This window comes from Streptomyces sp. MB09-02B (assembly GCF_033794485.1).
Taxonomy (GTDB): domain Bacteria; phylum Actinomycetota; class Actinomycetes; order Streptomycetales; family Streptomycetaceae; genus Streptomyces.
The window spans coordinates 1-4,588 of the sequence record NZ_JARGEE010000579.1 but is presented as its reverse complement, the minus strand read 5'-3'; the positions used below and the strand labels follow the sequence as shown (position 1 = coordinate 4,588).

The 4,588-nt window shown below is 70.5% G+C and carries 4 protein-coding genes; 1 reads left to right on the top strand and 3 read right to left on the bottom strand.

The window, feature by feature from the left end; translation table 11 throughout:
- Positions 1 to 192: 192 nt before the first annotated feature.
- The 3 genes from P1P70_RS41045 to P1P70_RS41035 form a co-directional block, all read right to left on the bottom strand.
- On the bottom strand, positions 193 to 1,089 hold the full coding sequence (locus P1P70_RS41045; protein ID WP_319247046.1) for a nitroreductase/quinone reductase family protein: 897 nt from the start codon (positions 1,087 to 1,089) through the stop codon (positions 193 to 195).
- A gap of 644 nt (positions 1,090 to 1,733) precedes the next feature.
- Positions 1,734 to 2,333, bottom strand: coding sequence for a DinB family protein (locus P1P70_RS41040; RefSeq protein ID WP_319247044.1), 600 nt, complete (start codon positions 2,331 to 2,333; stop codon positions 1,734 to 1,736).
- A gap of 438 nt (positions 2,334 to 2,771) precedes the next feature.
- Positions 2,772 to 3,662 carry a GNAT family N-acetyltransferase gene (locus tag P1P70_RS41035; protein WP_319247042.1) on the bottom strand — a complete coding sequence of 297 codons (891 nt, stop codon included), beginning with the start codon at positions 3,660 to 3,662 and terminating at the stop codon, positions 2,772 to 2,774.
- Between the two features lie 464 nt (positions 3,663 to 4,126).
- On the opposite strand from P1P70_RS41035, the gene P1P70_RS41030 reads away from it, so the two are divergent.
- The coding region (locus P1P70_RS41030) for a hypothetical protein (RefSeq protein WP_319247041.1) at positions 4,127 to 4,588 on the top strand (462 nt) is incomplete at its 3' end.

The window sequence follows — 4,588 nt, the reverse complement described above, 5'->3', positions numbered from 1 at the left end:
GGGCGTGTTGCTTGAAGGCGGCGGAATCATGACCGTAGTGGCACCTCGGCACCTCGGCGATCGGGGCTGTGGTCATGGTGTGCGGGACCGGTGAGCGGCGGCGCGAGCCTGTTTCCCTCCCCCCCCCGGGAGGGCTCGCGCGCCGCCCGCCGGTGGTTCACGCGGTCCGACGGGCCCGCTTCCGGGCGTCTGTCACGGCGCCGCCGTCTCGCCCTCGCGCCCCGCCGCCCACTCCTCGGGTTGCGCCGCGGCCTCCAGGGCGGGGATCAACTGCTCCTCCTCGTAGGCGAGATGGGCTTCGAGCTCGTCGATGAGGCGCTCGACCTCGGGGAGTACGCCGGCGGGGTCGGCGTTCTCTGCCGTCACCACCCGGCGCAGATCCTCGACGAGGGCGGCGATGCACTCGTGCTCCTCGTGGAGGCGGGTCAGGGCCGGGGTCAGCTCGGGGTGGCGTTCACCGAGGAAGGGGAACAGCCCCATGTCCTCGCCGGTGTGGTGGTTGTGCAGACCCTGGCAGAAGGTGAGGCAGTTGACGCGGAGTTGGGCGCCGAGGCCGGCCCTGCCGCCACTGGCAGTCAACTCCTTCTTGATCAGGCTGAGTTCGCGCCGGAAGGCGTCATGGACGACCTTCAGGGCCTCGCCCATGGACCCGGCGTTGACGTTCGGCGGTCCGGCCACGGGCACCTCGCGCAGGGCGACGACCGGGATCGTCCGGTCCGTCTTCGCCTGGTACTCGGCCCACCCCGGCTCGGCCTCGACGGCCCGCGCGAAGGCCCGGTCCCGCTCCTCGCCGTGCAGTACGACGGCGTCGGCCTCGTAGGTGAAGGCCCCGCTCTCCACGGTCACCCGGGGGTCGGCCGTGACGTTCCGGTACCAGTCGGGGTGCTTGGGCGATCCTCCGGCCGACGCGATGACCAGGACCGAGCCGTCGCCGTCGGGGAGGTAGCCGAGGGGAGTGGTGTGCCGCTTGCCGGTACGGGCGCCGGTGGTGGTCAGAAGAATCAGACGGGCGCCTTCGAAATAGCCGCCGACCTCGCCGTGACGCGCGCGGAATTCGTCGATGACTTGCTGGTTGAAAGGGTTGGGCATTCTCTGCTTTCGGTGGAGGGCGAGATGGTTCGTCGATTAGTAGCGGAATTCGGGCAGGGGTGATTGCCGCGGCGCGGGCGTCAGTGCATTGCCGACGGAACACGCGTCGGCGGAATGCGCTGCGAATCGCGGCACGCTGTGGTGTGGGTGTGGGCGCAGTGTGGTGTGAGGGGGAGTTCAACGCGCGCGGCGAAAACACCGCGGAACACCGCGGAACACCGGAGAGCGCCGAAGAACACCGCGAACACTGAGGTGTGGAAACGGTGTTGGAGAACATCGTTGCAGGAGAACGATGTTAAGCACGCGGAAATTCAACGGGCGGGCTCCTGGCCCGCCCCGGCCTCACTCGGAGGCCGGGTAACCCATCCGCTCACGGCACAAGGCCGACCCGGCAGTCATGCGCCCACGATAAGGGGCGGCGGCGTGGCCGGGCAATGTGTATTCGGCCGGAACTACGGCTGATTCGGGAGGTGGGGGGCGGGGCGGCCGCGGCGGGCGGGGCGACGGCGGGAAAATGTGACCGCTCTGTCGGTCCTGGGACGACCTGTGGTCCTGGGACGACCTAGGTTTGGGGGCGACCTGTGGATCGGCATTCTTGATTGCCCAGGAATGGGCTTCGAGCCGCAACGCGGATGGGCCCGGGCTCAGGCCTTTCCGTCGGCTTCCCGGGCGGCGCGTTCCACTCGGTCCCGGTAGTCGGCCCACCACGCCGGGTCGTTCGACGGGAGGCTGTTGTTGCCCTCGTTCATTCCCACCGCGCCGTCGATGAGTTCACGGAGGATGTCGGCCTGCCCGGCGTGCCGGTGGGTGTCGGCGATCACGCGGACGACGGCGTGGTGCAGCGTCACCTCGTTCCGGTCGGCGGGCCACCACGGCACCCGGCCGACGGTGTCCAGCGGCAGCGCGTCGAGGGTCGCGTCCGCGTGTGCCCAGGCCCGGCGGTAGAGGCCCACGATGTCCTCGCGGGACTCGACGGCGGTGGCCCACATGTCCGCGTTGAGCTCGGCGGCGTCGGCGAGCCAGGGCAACGGCTCGCCCGACGGCCGAGCGAAGGTGTCGCCGAGATAGCCCAGTTCGACACTGGCGGTGTGCTTCACCAGGCCCAGGAGGTTGGTGCCGGTCGGGGTCATCGGGCGGCGGGCGTCGTACTCCGACAGCCCGTCGAGCTTCCACATCAGGGCATCGCGGGCGGATTGCAGATAGTGGTGGAGGTCGGCCTTGGCGTCCGTTTCGGCGGCGGTCATGACCTCAGTCTCCGGCCCACGCGATCTTTGTCCACCGCCTTTCCACTTTCCACGGCCCTTTCCAGTCCCCACGGCCTTCGGCTGTCCACGGCCCTTGGGCTCTCCAGGCCTTCGGCCCTTGAGCGCTCGTCGGCTGGCCGCCGGTCAGTGGGCTCACGGGTCATGGATGCGGTCATGGATGCGTTTCCATCTGTCCGTGTACGTCGAGGACCGGGCCCCTGGGCGGTTCGGCCGAGGTCGGGACGCTGGTCAGGAACGCGTATGGAAGAACGCCCGGGCGGGTCAGGCCGGCCGAGGACCTGCCCTCCCCTTTCGGGTGGACCTGGACCGGGGAACGGTACCCATCCGCCGTCCGGGGCCACACCCGACTCAGACGCGCATGACATGAACCGCGCCCACCCGCCGGTCCGTCGCCGGAAGCCCGGTAGAACGCGGTTCTCAGGCGGCCTCGGGCGTGGCGGACGAGAAGTCGTACACCGTGAAGTCGGTGAGCCGGACGTATCCGAGGCGCTGGTAGAGGGCGTTGCTGGTGGGGTTGCCGGGGTCCGTGAAGAGCACGACCTCCTTCGCGCCCGCGGCCAGGGCGGCGCGGCTCGCCTCGACCGTGACGGCGCCCGCGTAGCCGCGCCCCCGCAGGTGGGCCGGGGTGTAGACGGGGTCCACCCTGACCATGCCGCCGACGATCGAGGTCGCGGCCGCCATGGAGACGGGGGTGCCGTCCGGGGTCTGCCAGAACGTGAAGTTCCTGTCGCCGAAACGTGAGTCGGCCCAGGCGCCGGCGTCGATCAGGTCGATGGAGTACTGCTCCCCGACCTCGACACAGAACTCACGGCACCAGCGGACGAGTTGCTCACGGTCCTGCTCTCCCGCGAGGTGTCCCCGCCCCTCCGGGAAGGGGTTGGGTGGGGTGAGCGTGCCGAGACGGTAGAGGTGCAGTCGTGTGGTGACCACCGGCTCCGCGCCCGTCCGCCGCTGCCAGGCCTCGGCGAAGGCGGTCGACGCGTCGTGGTCCGCGGTGACGCCGGGGACGGGGTGCCCCAGGTCTGCCAGGCGGGCGGCGAGTGCGTCGGCCTGGTCGGGGGCCATGGAGGTGAGGCTCAGGTTGCCGGTCGGGGTGCGCTGATAGAAGCCGGCGTGGACCTCGCCGTCGCGCTCCAGGCGGCCGAACACGGGGGTTTCAGCGGGGTTCGCGGACACCCCGTCGGCGCGATGCTTCTCGGTCACCGTCAGCTGCATGGTGTGCAGGGCGGGGCGCGAGCGCAGGAAATCCCCGGCTCGGGAGAGGAACTCGTGAACGTCTTCGGTGAGGTGCCAGTCATCCGGGCGCATGCCTCATGATTTCCCGTGCCGTGGAGGTGCCTCGTGCTTTTCCGCCAGGACCAGGGAACGGGCCGCCCACGGCGGGGGAGGCCCGGCGCGGCCCTCGGCGGCTCGGGGAACGGGGTGGCGGGGGAGACCACTGTAGGGATCGTTGGCTGGAAATTATCGGCGCGTGGTGCGAGCACCCTCGCATGGGCCCGGCGTCTCGTGATGCCACCTTGACGTCCCGTGATGCCATCGGGCGCCAGATGGCGCCAGATGATGGTGCCATGTGGCCCGCGTGGCGCCATGCTCGGCCATTCGCAAAGCTCGGTGCCTCACTGGAGGGAGGCTGGCGCCACCTCCGATGTGCACCTCGAAAGAGCATCTGACCTGCGAGAAGTCCGCAACTCCAGCTCGGTGTGCCCGTACTTGAAGACCCGGCGGCGCCAATCCGGCTTCCAGTGGCGCCATTGATGTGTCATGATGGCGTCATGGACCTCACCCCGTATGTCGACCGTCTCCGCCAGGAGCTCGTCGTCGCCGCCGAGGCCGGCGGTGACGAGGCCCGGGCGTTGGCCGAGCGGCTCGTCGCGCCCCTGGACTCCGCCACTCGCCTCACCCTCCTGACCGCCCTCTCGGCGGCGATGGGCGAGGTCACCCGAGAGCTGGCTCCGGGCTCGGTCGACGTGCGGCTCCGCGGCGCCGATCCGGAGTTCGTGGTGACTCTGCCGAGCAGCCCGGTGCAGGACGCGACCGCGCTCCGGACCGAGGCGATCGCCCCGCCCCTCGCGCCGGAGGGCGACGACGGCGTCGCGGCCCGTATCAACTTCCGCCTCCCGGCCCATCTCAAGGCCCGCTTGGAGGAGGCGGCCGGCCGCGAAGGGCTCTCCGTCAACGCCTGGCTGGTCCGCGCCACCTCTGCCGCGCTCACCCCGGGACCTGGACCCGGCGCC

Coding starts and splice junctions, on each gene's coding strand:
- P1P70_RS41045 (WP_319247046.1), bottom strand. CDS start 1,089: ATGCCCAACCCTTTCAACCAGCAAGTCATCGACGAATTCCGCGCGCGT.
- P1P70_RS41040 (WP_319247044.1), bottom strand. CDS start 2,333: ATGACCGCCGCCGAAACGGACGCCAAGGCCGACCTCCACCACTATCTG.
- P1P70_RS41035 (WP_319247042.1), bottom strand. CDS start 3,662: ATGCGCCCGGATGACTGGCACCTCACCGAAGACGTTCACGAGTTCCTC.